Source organism: Burkholderia sp. MS389 (assembly GCF_016899425.1).
GTDB lineage: Bacteria > Pseudomonadota > Gammaproteobacteria > Burkholderiales > Burkholderiaceae > Burkholderia > Burkholderia sola.
This window is the reverse complement of sequence record NZ_CP045994.1, coordinates 681,780-700,562: the sequence shown is the minus strand read 5'-3', so window position 1 is coordinate 700,562 and position 18,783 is coordinate 681,780. Positions and strand designations below refer to the sequence as shown.

Genomic DNA, 18,783 nt, shown 5'->3' with positions numbered 1-18,783 from the left:
GGGATTTCCCGCCCCTCCAGCGGGGCCGGAACGCACCGGAATCGGCTTGATCGTGGCTTACCCGTAGGCCGCTCATGCGCCGAGCGCGTGCGGATTACAATGCTGGTCAGACCGGCCATCACTCATATCATGAAGAACGTTCCGCACACCGTGACCGACGCCGCCATCGCGACGATCCGCGACCGGATCGAGGCAGGCGTGTATCCGGTCGGCAGCCTGCTGCCGGCCCAGCGCCAGCTCTCCGAGGAGCTGGAGATCAGCCGCGCGTCGCTGCGCGAGGCGCTGTCGACGCTCGAGGCGCTCGGGATGCTGCGCATCCGCGCGGGCAAGGGCGTGTACGTCGAAAGCGCGCAGGCGTCGGCCGCGCATCCGTGGCAATTCGCCGAGCAGTCGTCGCCGCCCGATACGTACCAGATGCGCTATGCGCTCGAAGGCTTCGCCGCACGGATGGCCGCGCACGTCGTCAGCGACGATGACATCGCGTGGTTCGAGGACAACCTCGCCGACCTGCACGTCGCGCTGACCGAAAGCGCGCTCGACGAGGCATCGCGGCTCGACTTCGACTTCCACATGCGGATCATCCATCTGGCCGGGAATGCGGCGATCGAGTCGATCCTGCGCAGCAGCGCGGACATCATGAAGGAAAGCCAGCGCATGCCGTTCTACCGGCGCGAGTTGCTGCTGTCGACGTGGCACGAGCACCGCGCGATCGTCGACGCGCTGATCGCGCGCGATGCGGCCGCCGCCGGCACCGCGATCGAAACGCACATCGCGAACGCCGCGCAGCGCGCAGGCGTGTTCTTCCCGACGCCCGGCGCGTAATCCTCCCGCGCCGCGTTGGCACGCGGCCGGTCACGCAGTCATGCGGCGGGCCGGCGATCCGTTTCCGCCGCACGACGAAAAAGGCACGCGCCGCGCATCGCGGGCGTGCCTTTTTTGCAAAGGGCGCCGCTGCCGTCGCGACGCTAACGCCGCACCGTCACGCGGCCTCGTTCGCGAAATCGATCAGCACCTTCATCGCACGTTGGCGATCGCCTGCCAGTTCGAACGCGAGGTTCGCGTCGCGCATCGGGAACACGCGCGTGACGGCCGGCCGCAGGTCGACGCGCCCCGCGTTGATCAGTTGCACCGCGAGCGCGAATTCCGTGTGAAAGCGGAACGAGCCGCAGATCGACAGCTCCTTCGCGACCACCACATTCTGCGGCAGGCTCACGTCGCCGCCGAGCCCGAGCTGCACGACGACACCGCGCGGACGCATCACGTCGAGCCCATCACGCAGCGCGCGCGCATTGCCCGAACACTCGATCATCACGTCGAACGTGCCCTTGTCGGCGCTGTAGCGCTCGACCCAGCCGGTATCGGCCGCCGCATTGATCGTGCGGTCCGCGCCGAGCGCGCTCGCCACCGCCAGCGGCGCTTCGACGACATCCGTCGCGACGATCTCCGCCGCGCCGTGCACGCGCGCCGCCGCGACCGCCAGCACGCCGATCGGCCCGCAACCCGACACGAGCACGCGCTTGCCGATCAGCGGGCCCGCGCGCGACACCGCGTGCAGCCCGACCGCGAACGGCTCGGCCAGCGCCGCGAGCGACAGCGGCACGTGATCGGCGACCTTCACGCATTGCACCGCGTCGCACACGAGCGCATTGCGGAACGCGCCCTGCACGTGCGGCATCCGCATCGCACTGCCGTAGAAGCGCATGTCGAGACACTGGTTCGGCAGCCCTTCGAGACAGTAGCGGCATGCGCCGCACGGCCGGCTCGGATTGACCGCGACGCGATCGCCGACCTTCACCGACGTCACGTCCGGCGCCACTTCCGCGACCGTGCCGGCGACCTCGTGGCCGAGCACCATCGGCTGCCGCAGCCGGATCGCGCCGAAGCCGCCATGCCGGAAGTAATGGAGGTCGGAGCCGCAGATGCCGCCCATCGCGACGTCGACGCGCACCTGGCCCGGGCCGATCTCGCCCGCGTCCTGCTCCTCGACCCGCAGGTCGTTCGGCCCGTGGATCACCACACACATGCAACGCATACGCACGACATTCTCCTTATCAGACCGCACTCGTCAGCCCGCCGTCGACGAACAGCGTCTGCCCGTTCACGAAATCGGATGCGGCCGATGCGAGGAAGATCGCCGCGCCGCACAGCTCGTCGACCTGCCCCCAGCGGCCGGCCGGCGTGCGCTTGCACAGCCAGTCCGAAAACGCCGCGTCGTCGACCAGCGCGCGATTCAGTTCGGTTTCGAAATAGCCGGGTGCAAGGCCGTTCGCCTGGATCCCGTGGCGCGCCCAGTCCGCGCACATCCCTTTGGTCAGCATCCGCACCGCGCCCTTGGTCGCCGCATACGGCGCGATCGTCGGCCGCGCGAGCTCGCTCTGCACCGAGCAGATGTTGATGATCTTGCCGCGGCCGCGCGCGATCATGTGCCGCGCGACCGCCTGCGCGACGTTGAACACGCCGTCGAGATTCACGCGCATCAGCGCATGCCAGTCGGCCGGGTCGAAGGCGTCGAGCGGCGCGCGACGCTGGATGCCCGCGTTGTTCACGAGAATGTCGATCGCGCCGACGCGCGCCTCGAAATCGTCGACCGCCGCGCGTACCTGCGCGTGCTCAGCCACGTCGAACACCGCATGGTCGGCCGCGAAGCCTTCATCGCGAAACTGGCGCGCGAGCGTCGCGGCCTTCTCTTCATTGCGATCGTTGATGACGATTGCCGCGCCGGCTTCCGCGAGCCCGCGGGCGAGCGTCAGCCCGATCCCGCGGCCGGAGCCGGTAATCAGCGCGCGGCGGCCGTCGAGGCGGAACCGGTCAAGCGCGTGGGTCATGGATGTCTCCTCGTGCCAGTCGAGCCGGCTGCCCGTCGCGGCCGGTCTCGCGTTGACGGTATCTTCGGCCGCCGGCCGGGTCCGCGCCAATGGTCTTTTTTGATCCGGTTATCATGAAAATTGATTACCGTTCTCCCGTATTCGCCACCGCCCATGGAACTCAAGCAATTGCGCGCGTTCGTCACGCTCGCGGAAGACCTGCATTTCGGGCGCGCCGCGCAGCGCCTGTGCATCGTGCAGCCCGCGCTGAGCATGCAGATCAAGACGCTCGAGGCGGAACTCGGCGCGCGCCTGTTCGAGCGCGACCGGCACAAGGTCGAGCTGAGCGACACCGGGCGCGTGTTCCTGCCCGAAGCGCGGGCAACGCTGCAGCAGGCCGCGCGCGCGGAACAGATGGCGCGGCTGTCGAGCCGCGGCGAAATCGGCACGCTGCGGATCGCGTTCGTGTCGTCGGTGTTGCCGGCGCTGCTGCCGGCCGTGCTGCGCACGATGCGCGAACGCTATCCGTCGATCGCGCTCGAACTGAAGGACATGCCGACGCCCGACCAGATCGCCGCGCTACGCGACCGGCGGATCGACTTCGGGATGATCCGGCTGCCGGCCGCGTATGCGGGCATCGACACGCGCGTGGTGCTCGACGAAGGATTCGTCGTCGCGCTGCCGCTCGACCATCCGCTGGCCGCGCGCGATGCGATCGCGCCGGCCGACCTGCGCGGCCACCCCGCGTTCGTGCTCGCACGCCGCTATGCGCCTGGTTTTCACGACGACATGCTGCTCGCGCTGAGCCGTGCAGGCACGACGCTCGAGATTGCGCAGGAGTTCGGCGAATTCACGACGATGCTCGCGCTCGTCGCGGCGGGAATGGGGATCGGGCTGATCCCGGCGCAGGCGGCGAGCGCGCTGCCGCCGAACGTGCTCGCGCGGCCACTCGATCTGGCCGGTCACCGCAGCGGCATCGGCCTCGCGTGGGCCGATCTCGACAGCCCGCTCAAACGGGCTTTCGTCGATGCGATCGAGCACGTGACGGCGAACGCCGGGCAATAAAAAACCCGGCCGGAAAACTCCGGGCCGGGTTCGTTCGCCACGCCGGCCGCCTTCCAGCGGCCGAGCGACGTACGCGATTACTTCGCGTTCGCGAATGCGATTGCCGTATCGAGCATGCGGTTCGAGAAACCCCACTCGTTGTCGTACCAGCTCGACACCTTCACGAGGCGGCCCGACACCTTGGTCAGCGTCGCGTCGAACGTCGACGAAGCCGGGTTGTGGTTGAAGTCGATCGACACCAGCGGTGCGTCGTTGTAGCCGAGGATGCCCTTCAGCGCGCCTTCCGATGCTTCCTTCATGATCGCGTTGACTTCCTCGACCGTCGTGTCGCGCTTCGCGATGAACGACAGGTCGACGATCGACACGTTGATCGTCGGGACGCGGATTGCGTAACCGTCGAGCTTGCCGTTCAGTTCCGGCAGCACGAGGCCGACGGCCGATGCCGCCCCCGTCTTCGTCGGGATCTGGCTGTGCGTCGCCGAACGCGCGCGGCGCAGGTCTTCGTGATAGACGTCCGTCAGCACCTGGTCGTTCGTGTACGCGTGGATCGTCGTCATCAGGCCGGTTTCGAGGCCGATCTTGTCGTTCAGCGGCTTGACGAGCGGCGCGAGGCAGTTCGTCGTGCACGATGCGTTCGAGATGACCGTGTGCTCGGCCTTCAGCACGTCGTGGTTCACGCCGTAGACGATCGTCGCGTCGACGTCCTTGCCGCCCGGCGCCGAGATGATCACCTTCTTCGCACCGCCCTTCAGGTGCGCGCTCGCCTTTTCCTTCGTCGTGAAGAAGCCCGTGCATTCCATCACGACGTCGACGCCCAGCTCGCCCCACGGCAGTTCGGCCGGGTTGCGGTTCGCCAGCACGCGGATCTTGTCGCCGTTCACGACGAGGTAGTCGCCGTCGACCGACACTTCGCCCGGAAACTTGCCGTGCGCGGTGTCGTACTGGGTCAGGTGCGCGTTGGTCTTCGCATCGCCCAGGTCGTTGATCGCGACGATCTCGAGATCGTGCTTCTTGCCGTTTTCATAGAACGCGCGCAGCGTGTTGCGGCCGATACGGCCGTAGCCGTTGATTGCGACGCGAATCGTCATGGTTATCTCCTGATGGCTGAAAAAATTCGTTTCGTGCAGCTTCACGGTGCGACGCGCGCAACGGGTGGCGCGCGCCGCGTAGGCTTTTAGGCCAGCACGGCCTTGGCCGTCTCGACGACGTGCTCGACGGTGAAGCCGAAGTACTTGAACAGCACGCCGGCCGGCGCCGATTCGCCGAACGTGTCGATCCCGACGACGCCGCCTTCGAGGCCGACGTACTTGTGCCAGAAGCTCGTCACGCCCGCTTCGATCGCGACGCGGCGCACGCCGTGCGGCAGCACGCGTTCGCGGTATTCGGCGTCCTGGCGATCGAACACGTTGGTCGACGGCATCGACACGACGCGCGCCGCGATGCCCTGCTGCGCGAGCGGTTCGACGGCCTTCATCGCGAGTTCGACTTCCGAGCCCGTCGCGATCAGGATGATCTTGCGCGCGACGATCTCTTCATCCCAGTCCTTCAGCACGTAGCCGCCCTTCTCGATGTTGGCGATCTGCGCATCGGTACGCGGGTTGAACGCGAGGTTCTGGCGGCTGAAGATCAGGCTCGACGGACGGTCGGCGGCGACCGCGTGGGTCCATGCGACGGCCGTCTCGACCGTATCGGCCGGACGCCAGACGTCGTGGTTCGGGATCAGGCGCAGGCTCGACACGTGCTCGATCGACTGGTGCGTCGGGCCGTCCTCGCCGAGGCCGATCGAATCGTGCGTGAACACGAAGATCGACGGCACCTTCATCAGCGCGGCCACGCGCAGCGCGTTGCGGCTGTAGTCGGAGAACGTCAGGAACGTGCCGCCGAACGGCTTGTGGCCGCCGTGCAGCGCGAGGCCGTTGATCGCGGCGCTCATGCCGAATTCGCGCACGCCGTAGTTGATGTGGTTGCCGAGCAGCACGCCCGCGCCTTCCGGATTCGCGCGCACCGCCTTTGACGCCTTCCAGTTGGTCAGGTTCGAGCCGGTCAGGTCGGCCGAGCCGCCGAGCAGCTCGGGCAGCGCGGCAGCGAGGCCTTCGATCGCCTGCTGCGACGCCTTGCGGGTCGCGACCGTCTCGGCGCGCTCGTTCGCGCCGGCGATGATCGCGGCTGCCTTCTCGGCCCAGTCGGCCGGCAGCTTGTTCGCCATCCGGCGCTCGAATTCGGCGGCTTCTGCCGGGAACTTCGCGCGATAGGCCGCGAACGTCGCGTCCCATTCGGACTCGGCGCGCTTGCCGGCTTCCTTCGCGTCCCATGCCGCGTAGACTTCCTGCGGAATCACGAACGGCTCCCACTTCCAGCCAAGTGCTTCGCGCGTCTTCGCGATTTCTTCCGCGCCGAGCGCGGCGCCATGCACGTCGTGGCCGCCGGCCTTGGTCGCCGCGCCCTTGCCGATCACCGTCTTGCAGCAGATCAGCGTCGGCTTGTCCGACAGCTTCGCCTTCGCGATGGCTGCGTCGACCGCATCGACGTCGTGGCCGTTCACGTTCGGGATCACGTTCCAGCCGTACGCTTCGAAGCGCTTCGGCGTGTCGTCGTGGAACCAGTTCACGACGTCGCCGTCGATCGAGATGCCGTTGTCGTCGTACAGCGCGATCAGCTTGTTCAGCTTCAGCGTGCCCGCGAGCGAGCAGGCTTCGTGCGAGATGCCCTCCATCAGGCAGCCGTCGCCGAGGAACACGTACGTGTGGTGATCGACGATCTTTGCGCCGTCACGGTTGAACTCGTCGGCCATCAGCGCTTCGCCGAGCGCCATGCCGACCGCGTTCGCGAGACCCTGGCCGAGCGGGCCGGTGGTCGTCTCGACGCCCGGCGTGATCCCGTATTCCGGGTGGCCCGGCGTCTTCGAGTGCAGCTGGCGGAAGTTCTTCAGCTCTTCGATCGGCAGGTCGTAGCCGGTCAGGTGCAGCAGCGAGTACAGCAGCATCGAGCCATGGCCGTTCGACAGCACGAAACGGTCGCGGTCGGCCCAGTGCGGGTTCGTCGGGTTGTGCTTCAGATGGCGCGACCACAGCGCGACGCCGATTTCGGCCATGCCCATCGGCATGCCGGGGTGGCCGGAGTTCGCTTGCTGGACGGCGTCCATCGCGAGCGCACGGATCGCGTTGGCCATCAGGGTGGTGGAGGCGGGAGACGAAGTCGTCATGTCGAGTCCGGAGAACGAGTCGAGGAAACGGGGGCACGGCGGCATCCGGAAGCTCGAGCGTCAATCGTTCCCGGCGCGCGGTGCGGCGCCTGACGGACGCGAAGCGGACGGAGCCAACGGACGGGGCTGCAAAGCTCGTCATTTTAACAGATGGGCCGACATTTCCCTTGTCGGCGCGTAGTGTTCCGGCACGGTTTTCCGTCGAACCGCCCGCCTCCTATAATTCAGGCGTCGGAACTGCCTGCCCCAGCGGCCCGCCCGTGAGCACCACCCTTCTCTTTCACCCGACGCCCGACGCCACCTACGGCTTCCCGAATGCGCGGCGGCTCGCGCACGTCGCGTCCGCGCACCAGCAGATCGAAGTCTGGGAAACGCCGCAGCTCGGCCGGCTGTTCACGCTGGACGGCCGGCCGATGACGTCGGTCGGCGACGAGTTCGTCTATCACGAGTGCATGACGCACCCGGCCGCGCTCGCGCATCCGTGCCCGAGGAAGGCGCTCGTGCTCGGCGGCGGCGACGGCGGCGCCGCGCGCCAGTTGCTCAAGCACGCGTGCATCGAGCGGATCGTGATCGCCGAACTCGACGACGAGGTGGTCGGGATGGCGCGCCGCTATCTCGACGACGTGCACCAGGGCGCGCTCGACGACCCGCGCGTCGAGGTCGTGATCGGCGACGCCGCGCATTTCGTCGAGTCGACGGTCGAACATTTCGATCTCGTCGTGTTCGACCTCACGCCGCCCGATTCGCCGGCGGCCGGCCTCTACACGCGCGACTTCTACGCACGGCTCAAGCGGATCCTGACGCCGCGCGGCGTGATCTCGATGCATCTCGGCTCGCCGGTGTTCCATGCCGCGCGCATCGCCGCGCTGCTCGACGACCTGCGCGCGCGCTTCGCGGTCGTCGATCTGCTGTCCGCGCACGTGCCGCTGTACGGCTCGCAGTGGCTGATGGCGATCGCGAGCGACACGCTCGATGCGGCGGCGCTGTTCGCGCACGACGTCGACGAACGGCTCGCGGCCCGCCGCGTCGGCGGCTTGCGCTATTACGATGCGCGGCTGCATGCGTCCCTCTTTACCCTGCCGCGCGCACTGCGCGATACACTGGGCGTTCGCCGCTGAACATCAGGACGGCTGCACCGTTCCGCTGCTCCAGCATGAGACCGGCGCAGGCGCCGACGCGCCGACACCGAGCAACAGGAGATTTTCATGACCGATCCACGTCCGGCCAACGTGCCTTGGTTGACGCCCTACCTGGCCGTACGCAACGCGCGCGCGGCCATCGAGTTCTTCAAGGCCGCATTCGGCTTCACCGTACGCGACGTGCACGACGAGGACGGCGCGATCATGCACGTCGAGATGGCCTATCGCGGCCAGCTGATCGTGATGTTCGCGCCCGAAGGCGCGTTCGGTTCGCCCGCGCTCACGCCGAAGCACGCGAACGCCACCGCGCCGCAATCGTTCTATCTGTATGTCGACGACGTCGACGCCACCTGGCAGCGCGCGCTCGATGCGGGCGCGAAATCGCTGAGCGCGCCGCAGGACCAGTTCTGGGGCGACCGGTTCGCGCAGATCGAGGATCTCGACGGCTACCGCTGGGCGCTCGGGTGCCGTCTCGACGCATGACCGAAACCGCCACACGCATGAACGAAGCCACCACCACCGCGGCCGTGCCGCGCTTTTTCGTCGATGTCGCGCTGCGCGCCGACGCCACGCTCGCATTGCCGGCCGACGTCGCGCGCCACGTGCAGGTGCTGCGCCTGCAGCCGGGCGACGTGCTGGCGTTGTTCGACGGCACGGGCGGCCAGTACCGCGCACGGCTCGTCGAGGTCGACAAGCGCAGCGCGCTCGTGCAGGTCGATACGTTCGAGCCCGTCGAGGCCGAGCCGCCCTATCGCGTGACGCTCGCGCAGGGGATCGCGGGCGGCGACAAGATGGACTGGGTGATCGAGAAGGCCGTCGAGCTCGGCGTCGCGGCGGTCGTGCCGCTGTCGACCGCGCGCGGCGTCGTGAAGCTGTCCGGCGAACGGGCGGACAAGCGCGTCGCGCACTGGCGCGGCGTCGTACGCGCGTCGTGCGAGCAATGCGGACGCAACCGCGTGCCCGACGTCGCACCGGTGGCCGGCTTCCACGCATGGCTCGATGCGCGGCAGGCCGCGCCGGCCGACGGCGAGCTGCGGCTGCTGCTGTCCCCGCGCGCGAGCATCCCGTTCGCGTCGCTGCCCGACGCGCCGCCCGCGGCGGCCGTCACGCTGCTGATCGGGCCCGAAGGCGGGCTGTCGCCCGACGAGGAAAATGCAGCCCGCGCACGGGGGTTCACCGCGCTGTCGCTCGGGCCGCGCGTGCTGCGTACCGAGACGGCCGGCGCGGCCGTGCTCGCGGCGTTGGCGGCGCGCTGGGGCGGGTGGTAAAGCGCGTCAGCGCGCCGCGCCATGCAGCCGAGCGCGAATCGCACACGCAAAAAAGCCCGCTCGAAGCGGGCTTGTTACCGAATCGGCCGCGCGGGCCGACCGTGCGCTTACGCGAACGAGTAGAACACGCGGAACGCGACCTTGCGCTCGGCCCAGAATTCGGCCGCCTCGCGGAACACGTCGAGCAGCGTTTCGCGCCCTTCCTTGTCGAATTTCTGCGCGATCGGCAGCCCTTCGAGGACGATCACGAAACCGGGCTGCGCGCCGGCCTTCGCGACGAGGTCGGTGAGGCAGTCGTACAGCGCGTCGTAGTTCTTCCCGAAATGCTTCGGAAACAGGAACGAGGTCGCGATCGTTTCCATCACTTCCTGCTTCGACTGCGCGGCGCCGCAATACGCATACAGGAAATGCTGGCCGAGCCGACCGGCTTCGTCGGCGAGATCCTGCACGCGGAACGCGCGGATCGACTGCACGAGATTGGGTCGCACGGTCGTGAAAAGGCTCATAGGCTCCTCGTTCGATGAAAGCCCGGGCTCGGCTTCCTGTTGCTCCGGCGTGCCGCCGGCCTGCGCCGCCGCGTGCAACTGAATCACACGCTGAAACAGATTGCCGTCGCCGGCCGCGAACAGTTCCGCCGCCGCCGTATCGTGCGCGTAGATGGAGTCGCTCATGCCATTCGTCCCGAAGTCATTCAACAATACGTTTAAAACTGGTGTAGTGGTCGCCCGTGTAATAACAGTTGTCGATCCGGCGCAACGGCCCGCCACAGACGATCCGGCGCGCGCCGCGATTGCGCGCACGCGGTGTCGGCACCGTGTACTCATGGTAGTAGCCGCGCTTCGCCTTCGGCAGGATCCGCTCGCGGTTGCCGAACACGACGCCGTCCTTCTCGTACGGATAGGGGCCGCCGGCGCCGATCAGGCCCAGCGTGGTCACGGCCTCGCGCGGAAGACGGGCGGTCGGGATCGTATCGAGCCCGCTCGCGGCCACGTCGGCCGGAACGGCCTCCCGTGCGTAAGCGGCGGAAACCAGACTGCCCGTCGGCGTGCCGACGATACCCATCGCGAACATCGCGAAGACGGACGCGAGCGCGCCGTTGCGGAGCCACTTGCGTGCCATGAACCAGGGTTCCCGCTGTTAAATCAAGTAGTTGACGACCAACAAAGGCGTTAGCGTAGCGTTATTGGCCGCGCGAATCAATGTCCGTTTGGGAATCGAAAGCCTCTCGGCACTCGAGATTCCGTATTTCTTACCGAAATTACACTACATTTATCTTACATGAGATAAAATGCGGGCGGCATCGCTCGTATGGCAAGACCCTGCCTCCTTGCCACACTCGCTACCCGGAGTGGAGAGATGCTGCTGTTGCTTTATGGGAAGCGCGGTTGCGCCCTACCCGCGGCGTGCCCCTTGCGGGCACGCCTCTTTTTGCCTTTGTTTACAATTTCGCCCGACCCGGGACGCCGGTTCGACCGGCGCCCGCGGGTTCGTTCCGGCTCAGCGTGCGGCGTTGACGTCGGCGACCAGCAGCGCCGCCATGTTGACGATGCGACGAACGGTCGCCGATTCGGTCAGCACGTGCACGGGCTCCGCGGCGCCCAGCAGAATCGGCCCGATCGCGATGTTGTTGCCCGCGGCCGTCTTCAGCAGGTTGTACGCGATATTCGCGGCGTCGATGTTCGGCAGGATCAGCAGGTTCGCGTCGCCTTCCAGCGTCGATTCCGGCAGGATTTCCTTGCGCAGCGCCGCGTCGAGCGCGACGTCGCCGTGCATTTCGCCGTCCACCTTCAGCTCCGGCGCGGTTTCCTGCAGGATCGCGAGCGTATCGCGCATCTTCTTCGCCGAAGGGGCGTTGCTCGTGCCGAAATTCGAATGCGACAGCAGCGCGACCTTCGGCTCGATGCCGAAGCGGCGCACTTCTTCCGCGGCCATGATCGTGATTTCGGCCAGTTCCTCAGGGGTCGGATCGACGTTCACGTGCGTATCCACGAGGAAAATCTGGCGGCCGGGCAGCACGAGGCCGTTCATCGCCGCGTACACGCTGCAGCCCGGGCGCTTGCCGATCACTTGGTCGATGAAGTGCAGATGGCGGTGCGTGGTGCTGATCGTGCCGCAGATCATCCCGTCCGCTTCGCCCTTCTTCACCAGCATCGAGCCGATCAGCGTCGTGCGGCGGCGCATCTCGACGCGCGCGAGCTGCTCGCTGATGCCCTTGCGCGCCATCAGCTTGTGATACGTCTGCCAGAAGTCGCGGTAGCGCTCGTCGTGCTCGGTGTTGACGACCGTGAAGTCGACGCCCGGATTCAGGCGCAGGCCGTAGCGCTGGATACGGTGCTCGATCACCGACGGACGGCCGATCAGGATCGGCTTCGCGAGTTTTTCGTCGACGATGATCTGAACGGCGCGCAACACGCGCTCTTCTTCGCCTTCCGCGAACACGACGCGCTTCTTCTCTTCCGGCGCGGCGCGCGCGATCTGGAAGATCGGCTTCATCGTCGTGCCGCTGTGATACACGAACTGCTGCAGATGCTGCTTGTACGCGTCCATGTCCTCGATCGGGCGCGTCGCGACGCCGCCGTCCATCGCGGCCTGCGCGACGGCCGGCGCGATCTTCACGATCAGGCGCGGATCGAACGGCTTCGGAATCAGGTATTCGGGCCCGAACGACAGATCCTGGATACCGTACGCGGTCGCGACGATGTCGCTCTGCTCGTGCTGCGCGAGTTCGGCGATCGCATTGACGGCCGCGATCTCCATTTCACGCGTGATCGTCGTCGCGCCGACGTCGAGCGCGCCGCGGAAGATGAACGGGAAGCACAGGACGTTGTTGACCTGGTTCGGGTAGTCGGTGCGGCCGGTCGCGAGAATCGCGTCGGGGCGCACTTCGAGCGCCGCTTCCGGCAGGATTTCCGGCGTCGGGTTCGCGAGCGCGAGGATCAGCGGGCGCTCGGCCATGCCCTTCACCATCTCCTGCTTCAGCACGCCCGCGGCCGACAGGCCGAGGAAGATGTCCGCGCCGTCGATCACTTCGGCCAGCGTGCGGGCGTCGGTTTCGCGCGCGAAACGCTCCTTGTCCGGATCCATCAGCTCGGTGCGGCCCTTGTAGACCACGCCGGCCAGGTCCGTCACCGTGATGTTCTCGAGCGGCAGCCCGATGTCGACCAGCAGGTCCAGACACGCGAGCGCGGCCGCGCCCGCGCCGGATGCGACGAGCTTGACCTTCTTGATGTCCTTGTTGACGACCTTCAGCCCGTTCGTGACGGCCGCGGCCACGACGATCGCGGTGCCGTGCTGGTCGTCGTGGAACACCGGGATCTTCATCCGCTTGCGCGCTTCGCGCTCGACGATGAAGCAGTCCGGCGCCTTGATGTCTTCGAGGTTGATCCCGCCGAAGGTCGGCTCCAGCGCGGCGATCACGTCGACGAGCTTGTGCGGGTCCGACTCGTTCAGCTCGATGTCGAACACGTCGATGCCCGCGAACTTCTTGAACAGCACGGCCTTGCCTTCCATCACCGGCTTCGACGCGAGCGGGCCGATGTTGCCGAGACCGAGCACCGCCGTGCCGTTCGTCACGACGCCGACCAGGTTGCTGCGCGCGGTGAAGCGCGCCGCGTTCAGCGGATTCTCGACGATCTCCTCGCACGCGTACGCCACGCCCGGCGAATACGCGAGCGCGAGGTCGCGCTGGTTGATCATCTGCTTGGTCGGGGCGATCGCGATTTTGCCGGGGGTCGGAAATTCGTGATAGTCGAGCGCGGCTTCGCGGAGCTTGGCTTTGGAGGAGGCTTGGGTGGACATGTGTCTCGTGACGGGCGGATTAGAATAACTGTTCGACGGCATTGTAGCGCCAATCATCGGCCGCCAGACCGGCGATTCGGGTGCGACAGCCGCGACAAAAATGAACTGGACAGTACAGGCGCGCCGCCGCCCGCCTCGTACAATGCCGTTCCTTCAACCGTTTCGGATCGCCCGCCGTGCCAGCCGCCCTCTCCGAGTTCTCGCTGATCGAACGCTTCTTCACGCGCCGCGCCGCGCAGGGCGCCCGCGCGTCGACGCTCGGCATCGGCGACGATTGCGCGCTGATCGCGCCCCGATCCGGGAAATTGCTGGCCATTTCGACGGACATGCTGGTGGAAGGCCGCCACTTCTTCCCCGATGTCGCGCCGGACGCGCTCGGCCACAAGACGCTCGCGGTCAACCTGTCGGACCTCGCGGCGATGGGCGCCGCGCCGCGGGCGTTCACGCTCGCGTGCGCGCTGCCGCGCGCCGACGCGGCGTGGCTCGAGGCGTTCAGCGACGGCCTGTTCGCGCTGGCCGAGCGCTACGGTTGCGAGCTGATCGGCGGCGACACGACGAGCGGGCCGCTGAACCTGTGCGTGACCGTGTTCGGCGAAGTCGCGCCCGACGCGGCGCTGCGGCGCGATGCCGCGCGCGACGGCGACGACGTATGGGTGTCCGGCACGCTCGGCGATGCACGCGCGGGCCTCGGCGTCGCCCGCGGCGAATGGACGGCCGGCGCGGAAGAAGCCGCCGCATTCCGGCGCGCGCTCGAGCGTCCGGAGCCGCGCGTCGCGCTGGGGCTTGCGCTCGCGGGCGTCGCGCATGCGGCGCTCGACCTGTCGGACGGCCTCGCCGGCGACCTCCAGCACATCCTGACGCGCTCGAACGTGCGCGCCGAGATCGACGCCGACGCGGTGCCGCGCTCGGCCGCGCTCGCGACGCTGCCGGCCGACGTGCAGCGCCGCTGCACGCTGGCCGGCGGCGACGACTACGAACTGTGCTTCACGGCGCCGGTCGCGGCCCGCGCAGCGGTCGAAGCGGCGGGCGCCACGGCCGGCGTGCCGGTCACGCGAATCGGTACAATACGCGCGTTGTCCGCGCCATCGGCGCAACCCGCCATCGCGTGGCGCGACGCCGCCGGCGCGCCCCTCGCTCTCACGTTGCACGGTTTCGACCACTTCCATGCAGACTGATCCGACGCCCGCGCACGCCGCGGCCGAGCCCGGCGCCGCGCCGCCCGCGCCGACCCGCACGACGGCCCGCTTCATGCTGTCGCACCCGGCGCATATCGTGTCGCTCGGCTTCGGCAGCGGGCTCGCGCCGATCATGCCCGGCACGTTCGGCTCGCTGTTCGGCTGGCTCACGTTCGTCGTGCTCAACCGCTACCTGACGGTGCCCGAATGGTGGGCGCTGATCGCCGTCGGCTTCGTGGCCGGCACCTGGGTCACCGGTTTCACCGCGAAGAAGGCCGGCGTGTCCGATCCGGGCGCCGTCGTCTGGGACGAGATCGTCGCGATCTGGCTCGTGATGCTGTTCGTCACGCCCGCGACCTTCGTCGGCCAGCTGTGGGCGTTCGTCGCGTTCCGCTTCTTCGACATGCTCAAGCCGCCGCCGATCCGCTACTTCGACCGCCGCCTGAAAGGCGGGCTCGGCATCATGGTCGACGACCTCGTCGCCGCGTTCATGACGCTGCTGGTGATCGCGCTGTGGCGCTCCGTCGCCGGCTGACCGATTTCCCGACTCCCGTTTCCCGACGCGCATGCCAACCGATTCCGTCGTCCATCAGCTTGCGATCCGCGCAGGCAACAAGCTGCGTGACGAGCACCTGACGCTCGCCACCGCCGAATCCTGCACCGGCGGCATGATCGCCGCGGCGATCACCGATATTTCCGGGAGCAGCCAGTGGTTCGAGCGCGGCTTCGTCACGTATTCGAACCAGGCCAAGATCGAGATGATCGGCGTGCCGGCCGACCTGATCGACAAGCACGGCGCGGTCAGCGAGCCCGTCGCGCGCGCGATGGCCGAAGGCGCGCTGCGCAACAGCCGCGCGCAGGTCGCGCTGTCCGTCACCGGCATCGCGGGCCCGGGCGGCGGCAGCGAGAACAAGCCGGTCGGCACCGTGTCGTTCGGCTGGAGCAACCGGCTGCATACCGACGTCGAGACGCTCGTGTTCAAGGGCGATCGCGAACAGATCCGCACGCAGGCGGCCGCGCATGCGCTGCGCGGGCTGCTGAAGCTGCTCGACGAGCGCGAACGCTGACCGGGCGGGGCGCGCGTGCCGCGCCCGCTCTACTCGCTTACTGGATCGCGTCGGGCTTCACGACGATCCAGTTCTTGTCCGCCGTCACCGGCAGCCCGAGCGCCTTCTGCTTCGCGGCCGATTCGTCCGACCACGCGCGGATCTGCGTCATCTGCTTGTCCTTCTTGTTGACCCACACGCGCACGCCGCCGCGCGCGACGTCGGTCGCGTTCAGCAGCATGTAGCCGTCGGACGTCGGCGTGTCGCCCGCGACGAGCACCGGCTTCTTCCACTGGTCGATCCAGCCGACGATCGAACCGAGCTTGCCTTCGTACCACGTCATCGGGTTCATCAGGAACGGCGTGATCACGAGATTGCGGTTCGCAGCCTCGTCGTACTTGCCGGCCTTGATCTGCAGCCGCGACGTCGTCAGCGCGCCGGTCGCCGGGTTGCGCAGCAGCGTCGTCACGCCGATCACGTTCTGCGGCTTCACGTTGTAGCCGTACTTCGGGTCGGCCAGCACGAGCCGCGCGAGCTCCTCGTGCGCGGCCGTCATCACGTAGACGTCGATCCCGTTCTCGCGCAGCGCGTTGTACAGCTCCTGCATCCCGCGGAAGAAGCGCGGCGGGTTCACCGTGCCGTCGACCACCTTGTCGCCCTGCCAGTAGCGGATCGGAATCGGCTTGCCGTCGGCGAGCATCGCGTCGATGTGGCGCTTCAGGTCGGCGAGCGACTGCCCGGCAAACGCCTGCGCGATCCACGGATAGCAGACCAGATCGTCGATCTCGCAGAGCCGGTAGTAGTAGCTCGTCAGCGATTCCCGGTAGTCGGCGGAATCCTTGAACGGGATCAGCTTCAGCGACGGATCGAGCGAATCGCGCGTCAGCACCCCATGGTTCTCGAGATACGGCAGCAGCGCTTCCTCGAGGTCATAGCGGTAGGTCGTGTTGTCGGCGTCGAACACCGCGTAGTCGCCGCGGTTCGCGTGCGCGGCGATCATCGCGTTCAGCGCCTTCGCGCTGTCGGCTGGCCAGTGCGACAGATCCGCCGCATGGGCGAACGTCATGCATAGCGACGCGGCGAACGCGCTCAGAAGACGGCGGAACAGCTTGGGCATGGCGTCGCTCCTTTTCTTGACATTTTTGTGACGGATTGGTGACAACCGGCAGCATCGCGCGCCTAAATTGCGCATAGGCGATACGGAAGCGACGGGAAGTTGTTCGCGTGCGCCAGGACGGCGAACACGCGATGAACGCGCGCGGCCCGCGGACGCGGGCGCGGCGGTCGAAGGCCGCCCGGGGCGGGCGGCCGGTATTTCAGCGATGCGCGTTGATCGTGTCGCGCGTCTTCTGCGCGGCAAGCGCCGCGGCTTCAGCGAAATCCTCGCCCTTGCTCGCGTACAGGATCGCGCGCGACGAGTTGATCATCATCCCGGTGCCGTCGGCCGTGCGGCCCGCGTTGACGGTCGCCTGCACGTCGCCGCCCTGCGCGCCGATGCCGGGGATCAACAGCGGCATGTCGCCGACGATCCCGCGCACGATCTCGATTTCCTTCGGGAACGTCGCGCCGACCACGAGGCCGAGCTGGCCGTTCCTCGCGTTCCACTTGTTCGCCGCGAGATCGGCCACGACCTGGTACAGCGGCCGCCCGTTCGTATCGAGGAACTGCAGGTCGGACCCGCCCGGGTTCGACGTGCGGCACAGCACGATCACGCCCTTGCCTTCATGCTCGAAGTACGGCTCGACCGAGTCGTAGCCCATGTACGGGTTCACCGTGACGGCGTCCGCGCGATAGCGCTCGAACGCTTCGCGCGCGTACTGCTCGGCCGTGCTGCCGATGTCGCCGCGCTTCGCGTCGAGGATCACGGGCAGGCCCGGATGCTGGAGATGGATATGCGCGATCAGCCGCTCGAGCTGGTCTTCCGCGCGATGCGCGGCGAAGTACGCGATCTGCGGCTTGAACGCGCTCGCGTACTGCGCGGTCGCGTCGACGATCTGCCGGCAGAACTCGAAGATCGCGTCGGGCTGGCCGTCGAACTGCACGGGAAAGCGCGACGGCTCGGGATCGAGGCCGACGCACAGCAGCGAATTCGTGCGCTGCCACGCGGCGCGCAGCGATTCAATGAAAGTAAGCGGGGAAGACATGGCGGATACTCGCGGCAAACCGTTGGTAGACCGCGTATTTTACCCGCGTCGCCGGTGTCCCTCGCGTGTCGCGGCATGGCTGCGCACATCGGTGCGTCCGACGGTGAACGCGAAACGCCGCGTGAGCCGCTCGCCGGGCGCGAGCAGCGTCATCCCGTGCGCGGTCGCGCCGCCCGGCAGGTTCACCGCATTGATCGGATGATCGACCGGCTCGAAGCAGAAGAAATCCGCGCCCGGCGGCGTATAGAGCACGTACGCGTCGGCGTCGGCCGCGACGGTCAGCGACAGGCGGCGGCGCGGCCAGCTCACCGTCGCGTGGCCGCCCCAGCCGGTGAACGCGTGATTGACGAGCGTGGCCGGCAGCGGATACGCGACGCCGAACTGCCAGGCCGGCGGCACGCTGACGTGCCGCACCGGCAGGAAATCGGCGCCCGACAACCACAGCCCGCCCGCCGCCGCGGCGAGTTCGGTCGCCGCATCGCGCACGAGGAACGGATGCACGCCGAGCCCGAACGGCAGCCGCGCGCGGCCCGCGTTCTCGATCGTCAGCGCGATCGACAGCGTCGCGTCGTCGAGTTCGAACGACTGGATCGCGCGGAACGCGTACGGCGCGCCGGCGGCGCGGTCGAGCGACAGTTGCAGCGACGTGTCGGTCGCATCGTCCACCTGCCACGGCGCGAGCCAGCCGTCGCCATGGATCGGCAGCGGCTCGTCGCGGCGGTTGCGCGGCACCGCGACCTTGCGCCCGTCGCATTCGAAGCGCCCGTCGCCGATCCGGTTCGAGTACGGCAGCAGCGGATAGCACGCGAGCTCGTTCGGGTCCGTCGCCGTCTCCGGGTGCTCGCACCGGCGGAACACCGGCATCAGCACGCCGTTGTCGCCGCGCCAGTCGAAGCGCGCGATGCCGCCGCCGAGGTGCGGCAGCACGTCGAGCCGCAGCGATGCGTTCGACAGCGTGACGACCGCCGCATGCGCGGCGCCGACGCCCTGCGCGAACACGGCCGTCTGCGGGCCGGGGCTGACCGGCTGGGCGGCCGCCGCCAGGCGCGCGCGGCGCGACTGGCTGGTGGACGACGATGCGCGCGAGGACGTGGCGGTCATGGTGAGCTCCTTTCCTTCGTCGAAGAAACGATGCAGGTCGT

Annotated in this window: 18 protein-coding genes; 8 read left to right on the top strand and 10 right to left on the bottom strand. The window is 68.0% G+C overall.

All coding sequences use genetic code 11. From position 1 onward, the window contains the following. The first annotated feature begins 99 nt into the window (after window positions 1-99). Entirely contained in the window at window positions 100-822 is a 723-nt protein-coding gene (locus GJG85_RS03245) for an FCD domain-containing protein (protein ID WP_176015575.1), read from the top strand. Window positions 823-979: 157 nt separating this feature from the next. On the opposite strand, the gene GJG85_RS03240 is transcribed toward GJG85_RS03245, so the two are convergent. Further along, window positions 980-2,038: an L-idonate 5-dehydrogenase gene (locus GJG85_RS03240; RefSeq protein WP_050013837.1), complete on the bottom strand. Its 1,059-nt coding sequence runs from the start codon at window positions 2,036-2,038 to the stop codon at window positions 980-982. 13 nt (window positions 2,039-2,051) lie between these two features. Further along, the gene (locus GJG85_RS03235; RefSeq protein WP_050013838.1) at window positions 2,052-2,825 is read right to left on the bottom strand and encodes an SDR family NAD(P)-dependent oxidoreductase; all 774 of its coding nucleotides are present in this window, start codon (window positions 2,823-2,825) and stop codon (window positions 2,052-2,054) included. Window positions 2,826-2,978: 153 nt separating this feature from the next. Here GJG85_RS03235 and GJG85_RS03230 point away from each other — a divergent pair, with 153 nt between their 5' ends. Continuing rightward, window positions 2,979-3,869 (top strand): LysR family transcriptional regulator, encoded by an 891-nt coding sequence (locus GJG85_RS03230; RefSeq protein WP_204383658.1) that lies wholly within the window; start codon window positions 2,979-2,981, stop codon window positions 3,867-3,869. Between the two features lie 77 nt (window positions 3,870-3,946). On the opposite strand, the gene gap is transcribed toward GJG85_RS03230, so the two are convergent. Beyond that, window positions 3,947-4,957, bottom strand: a complete 1,011-nt coding sequence (gene gap, locus GJG85_RS03225) for a type I glyceraldehyde-3-phosphate dehydrogenase (protein ID WP_006476940.1) — start codon at window positions 4,955-4,957, stop codon at window positions 3,947-3,949. 86 nt (window positions 4,958-5,043) lie between these two features. Beyond that, window positions 5,044-7,116 (bottom strand): transketolase, encoded by a 2,073-nt coding sequence (gene tkt, locus GJG85_RS03220; protein ID WP_006485709.1) that lies wholly within the window; start codon window positions 7,114-7,116, stop codon window positions 5,044-5,046. A gap of 215 nt (window positions 7,117-7,331) precedes the next feature. On the opposite strand from tkt, the gene speE reads away from it, so the two are divergent. From speE to GJG85_RS03205, 3 genes are all read left to right on the top strand, one after another. Continuing rightward, a complete protein-coding gene (speE, locus tag GJG85_RS03215; RefSeq protein ID WP_050013840.1) occupies window positions 7,332-8,189 on the top strand; it encodes a polyamine aminopropyltransferase in 858 nt (285 codons plus the stop codon). A gap of 87 nt (window positions 8,190-8,276) precedes the next feature. Further along, entirely contained in the window at window positions 8,277-8,693 is a 417-nt protein-coding gene (locus GJG85_RS03210; RefSeq protein ID WP_089488163.1) for a glyoxalase/bleomycin resistance/extradiol dioxygenase family protein, read from the top strand. Between the two features lie 17 nt (window positions 8,694-8,710). Further along, window positions 8,711-9,478 carry a 16S rRNA (uracil(1498)-N(3))-methyltransferase gene (locus GJG85_RS03205; RefSeq protein WP_050013842.1) on the top strand — a complete coding sequence of 256 codons (768 nt, stop codon included), beginning with the start codon at window positions 8,711-8,713 and terminating at the stop codon, window positions 9,476-9,478. A 107-nt stretch (window positions 9,479-9,585) separates the two neighbouring features. Here the strand turns inward: GJG85_RS03205 and GJG85_RS03200 are convergent, their stop codons facing one another. From GJG85_RS03200 to GJG85_RS03190, 3 genes are all read right to left on the bottom strand, one after another. Further along, a complete protein-coding gene (locus GJG85_RS03200) occupies window positions 9,586-10,149 on the bottom strand; it encodes a barstar family protein (RefSeq protein ID WP_006476945.1) in 564 nt (187 codons plus the stop codon). A 16-nt stretch (window positions 10,150-10,165) separates the two neighbouring features. Next, a complete protein-coding gene (locus GJG85_RS03195; RefSeq protein ID WP_050013843.1) occupies window positions 10,166-10,597 on the bottom strand; it encodes a ribonuclease in 432 nt (143 codons plus the stop codon). 378 nt (window positions 10,598-10,975) lie between these two features. Further along, window positions 10,976-13,276 (bottom strand): NADP-dependent malic enzyme, encoded by a 2,301-nt coding sequence (locus tag GJG85_RS03190; protein ID WP_050013844.1) that lies wholly within the window; start codon window positions 13,274-13,276, stop codon window positions 10,976-10,978. 176 nt (window positions 13,277-13,452) lie between these two features. Between GJG85_RS03190 and thiL the strand changes: the two genes are divergently transcribed. From thiL to GJG85_RS03175, 3 genes are read left to right on the top strand one after another with little or no spacing between them, the layout of a single operon-like run. Further along, a complete protein-coding gene (gene thiL / locus GJG85_RS03185) occupies window positions 13,453-14,451 on the top strand; it encodes a thiamine-phosphate kinase (protein WP_050013845.1) in 999 nt (332 codons plus the stop codon). Next, window positions 14,441-14,986 (top strand): phosphatidylglycerophosphatase A, encoded by a 546-nt coding sequence (locus GJG85_RS03180; RefSeq protein ID WP_050013846.1) that lies wholly within the window; start codon window positions 14,441-14,443, stop codon window positions 14,984-14,986. Before thiL ends, GJG85_RS03180 begins: the two co-directional genes overlap by 11 nt. A 31-nt stretch (window positions 14,987-15,017) precedes the next feature. Beyond that, a complete protein-coding gene (locus GJG85_RS03175) occupies window positions 15,018-15,518 on the top strand; it encodes a CinA family protein (RefSeq protein ID WP_050013847.1) in 501 nt (166 codons plus the stop codon). Window positions 15,519-15,555: 37 nt separating this feature from the next. Here GJG85_RS03175 and GJG85_RS03170 read toward each other — a convergent pair whose 3' ends face one another. From GJG85_RS03170 to GJG85_RS03160, 3 genes are all read right to left on the bottom strand, one after another. Next, complete coding sequence (locus GJG85_RS03170) at window positions 15,556-16,614, bottom strand: hypothetical protein (RefSeq protein ID WP_050013848.1); 1,059 nt, start codon at window positions 16,612-16,614, stop codon at window positions 15,556-15,558. A gap of 199 nt (window positions 16,615-16,813) precedes the next feature. Further along, the gene (pyrF, locus tag GJG85_RS03165) at window positions 16,814-17,641 is read right to left on the bottom strand and encodes an orotidine-5'-phosphate decarboxylase (RefSeq protein WP_050013849.1); all 828 of its coding nucleotides are present in this window, start codon (window positions 17,639-17,641) and stop codon (window positions 16,814-16,816) included. 39 nt (window positions 17,642-17,680) lie between these two features. Next, a complete protein-coding gene (locus GJG85_RS03160; RefSeq protein WP_089488162.1) occupies window positions 17,681-18,742 on the bottom strand; it encodes an aldose 1-epimerase in 1,062 nt (353 codons plus the stop codon). Window positions 18,743-18,783 lie beyond the last annotated feature (41 nt).

Coding starts and splice junctions, on each gene's coding strand:
- GJG85_RS03245 (WP_176015575.1), top strand. CDS start 100: ATGCTGGTCAGACCGGCCATCACTCATATCATGAAGAACGTTCCGCAC.
- GJG85_RS03235 (WP_050013838.1), bottom strand. CDS start 2,825: ATGACCCACGCGCTTGACCGGTTCCGCCTCGACGGCCGCCGCGCGCTG.
- GJG85_RS03230 (WP_204383658.1), top strand. CDS start 2,979: ATGGAACTCAAGCAATTGCGCGCGTTCGTCACGCTCGCGGAAGACCTG.
- gap (WP_006476940.1), bottom strand. CDS start 4,957: ATGACGATTCGCGTCGCAATCAACGGCTACGGCCGTATCGGCCGCAAC.
- tkt (WP_006485709.1), bottom strand. CDS start 7,116: ATGCCGCCGTGCCCCCGTTTCCTCGACTCGTTCTCCGGACTCGACATG.
- GJG85_RS03210 (WP_089488163.1), top strand. CDS start 8,277: ATGACCGATCCACGTCCGGCCAACGTGCCTTGGTTGACGCCCTACCTG.
- GJG85_RS03205 (WP_050013842.1), top strand. CDS start 8,711: ATGAACGAAGCCACCACCACCGCGGCCGTGCCGCGCTTTTTCGTCGAT.
- GJG85_RS03200 (WP_006476945.1), bottom strand. CDS start 10,149: ATGAGCGACTCCATCTACGCGCACGATACGGCGGCGGCGGAACTGTTC.
- GJG85_RS03195 (WP_050013843.1), bottom strand. CDS start 10,597: ATGGCACGCAAGTGGCTCCGCAACGGCGCGCTCGCGTCCGTCTTCGCG.
- GJG85_RS03190 (WP_050013844.1), bottom strand. CDS start 13,276: ATGTCCACCCAAGCCTCCTCCAAAGCCAAGCTCCGCGAAGCCGCGCTC.
- GJG85_RS03180 (WP_050013846.1), top strand. CDS start 14,441: ATGCAGACTGATCCGACGCCCGCGCACGCCGCGGCCGAGCCCGGCGCC.
- GJG85_RS03175 (WP_050013847.1), top strand. CDS start 15,018: ATGCCAACCGATTCCGTCGTCCATCAGCTTGCGATCCGCGCAGGCAAC.
- GJG85_RS03170 (WP_050013848.1), bottom strand. CDS start 16,614: ATGCCCAAGCTGTTCCGCCGTCTTCTGAGCGCGTTCGCCGCGTCGCTA.
- pyrF (WP_050013849.1), bottom strand. CDS start 17,641: ATGTCTTCCCCGCTTACTTTCATTGAATCGCTGCGCGCCGCGTGGCAG.
- GJG85_RS03160 (WP_089488162.1), bottom strand. CDS start 18,742: ATGACCGCCACGTCCTCGCGCGCATCGTCGTCCACCAGCCAGTCGCGC.